Origin of the sequence: Salinicola rhizosphaerae (assembly GCF_014652715.1) — a bacterium.
GTDB classification, from domain to species: Bacteria; Pseudomonadota; Gammaproteobacteria; order Pseudomonadales; family Halomonadaceae; genus Salinicola; species Salinicola rhizosphaerae.
Genome location: NZ_BMZI01000003.1, coordinates 567,257 through 569,394, shown reverse-complemented (window position 1 = coordinate 569,394; position 2,138 = coordinate 567,257). Strand labels below are relative to the sequence as shown.

The window sequence follows — 2,138 nt, the reverse complement described above, 5'->3', positions numbered from 1 at the left end:
CTGCTCGGGGCTGACCAGTCAATACCAGAGCCGTCCTATCGCCGGATGTTCTTTGATGGCGTTGAGTTGCAGGGTGCTGTCTACCGGGTAGAAAAGCTGCCTAGTGACATCACAATCAAAGGCCCGGCCGTTATTGAGGAACCGACGACGACGATCGTTCTTCCGCCTGGCTCGACTGCGCTGACGCGACCGACTCACTATCTGATTTCTCTCGACTGACAACGAGCTTTTGAGCTTAAGGCGAAGGATTTGAAATGATCAATTCTACTTGCAACGTCGATAAAATTGACCCGATTACGCTCAGCATCATGGCGAATCGACTGGACAGTATTACCCGTGAAATGACCAACACGATGATCCGTACTGCGCGCTCTACGACCATGGCAGCGCACGATTTCTCCTGCTCAATCACCAGTAGTGACCATGACTTGATCTCTGCCCCGGGTGGTTTTCCGGTGCACGTTTACGGCTCTACCCTTATCGCTAAGTCGATGGCACGCAAGCATCCGGATTTTCGCGAGGGCGACGCGTTTTTGCACAACGACCCTTACGACGGTAACACCCATGCAGCTGACCATACGTTAGTGGTGCCGGTTTTTTACCAGGGGGAGCATGTATTTACCGCAATCGCCAAGGCACACCAAGTTGATATCGGTAATTCACAACCCACCACCTACATGCCTCGTGCGCGAGACGTCTACGAAGAAGGCGCCTTGATTTTCCCGTGTGTGAAGGTGCAGTCAAACTATCAGGATGTGAGCGACATCATTGAAATGGCTCGTGTTCGTATCCGGGCCTTCAATACCTGGTACGGCGACTATCTGGCCTCGCTCGGGGCACTTCGCCTGGCCGAAAAGCGCTTGCAAGCCTTCTGTGCCAGCTTCAAGAGCATTGAGCACCTGAGGGCGTTCATCCGCGAGTGGCTGAACTATGGAGAGCGTATGGCGGCGGCAGGCATTGCAAAGCTGCCGGCTGGTAAGATTGATCTCAAGACCACAATGGACGCCTTTCCTGGCATTCCGGATGGTCTTGATCTGCATGCGAGCGTGGAGGTAAAGCCTGAAGAAGGTCGTATCGCTGTGGATTTGCGAGATAACCCTGATTGCACTCCTACAGGGCTCAACCTCACTGAAGCCACCTCAAAAAACAACGCGGTGACCGCCATCCTGATGGCCTTGAACACCTCAGAAGGAAGCGAGGCATTCAGCGTCCCCAACACATCAGGTAGCCATCGGCGAATCGATATTTTGGTTCGTGAAAATTGTGTGGTGGGTATCCCCCGTCATCCAGCCTGCTGCTCTGCAGCAACGCGTACAATTACTGACCGAGTGACTGGGATGATCCTGTCAGGGATCGCGTCGATGTCGAAGGAAGACGTTGGAGCAGCGGAGCCACCTTTTGGCTGTCCTCCCCACGAGGCCGTTGTGTCGGGGCGTGATCCCAAGCGTAACGGGGAGGAATACATCTTCCAGGTTTTCTCTGGCTCTTCTGGCGGCCCGGCTACGGCTTTTAGCGATGGCTGGCTGTCTTTTGCTACCATCATGGGAGCAGGAATTCCACACTTGGATTCATCCGAAATCACCGAACAGCGCTATCCACTGGTAGTTTGGCAGCATGCGGCGGTAAGGACTGACTCGGAGGGGGCAGGTAATTTTCGAGGTGCGCCTGGAACTGTTTCCTCATATGGGCCTGCTCACGCACCTGCGGCTTCGTACTACTACATGGAAGGAGTGAAAAATCGTTCGCAGGGAATTCATGGCGGCGGTGCTGCGTCTGGACCTGAGGCATGGGTAGTTAATGCCGATGGCGCTTACCACCAAGTCAAGGATGTTGTCGCAGAGGTAATGCTGGAAACCCGGGACACGATCGTCTCCCTCGGTTCGGGGGCGGGTGGCTACGGGTCGCCACTTGTGCGTGACCCTCAACTGGTGCTCGAAGATGTAATTGACGAATACATAAGTATTAAGCGTGCACGCGAAGCGTATGGCGTAGCCATCATCGGTGACAGAGAGCGTTGGGAAACCTTGTCGATCGACATGGCTGAAACCAAGGCGCTACGCAATGCCATGGGGGCGGACTTCGAGCAGACGTTCCATGATGCTGGGCGCCAAGCATGGGTTCCTGCCACCTGGTATACA

At 54.7% G+C, this 2,138-nt stretch carries 2 protein-coding genes; both read left to right on the top strand.

The features are described 5' to 3' along the window. The coding region (locus IE125_RS19235; RefSeq protein WP_229809013.1) for a hypothetical protein at nucleotides 1-219 on the top strand (219 nt) is incomplete at its 5' end. A 35-nt stretch (nucleotides 220-254) separates the two neighbouring features. Continuing rightward, on the top strand, nucleotides 255-2,138 hold a 1,884-nt coding region (locus IE125_RS08805), incomplete at its 3' end, for a hydantoinase B/oxoprolinase family protein (RefSeq protein WP_194523951.1).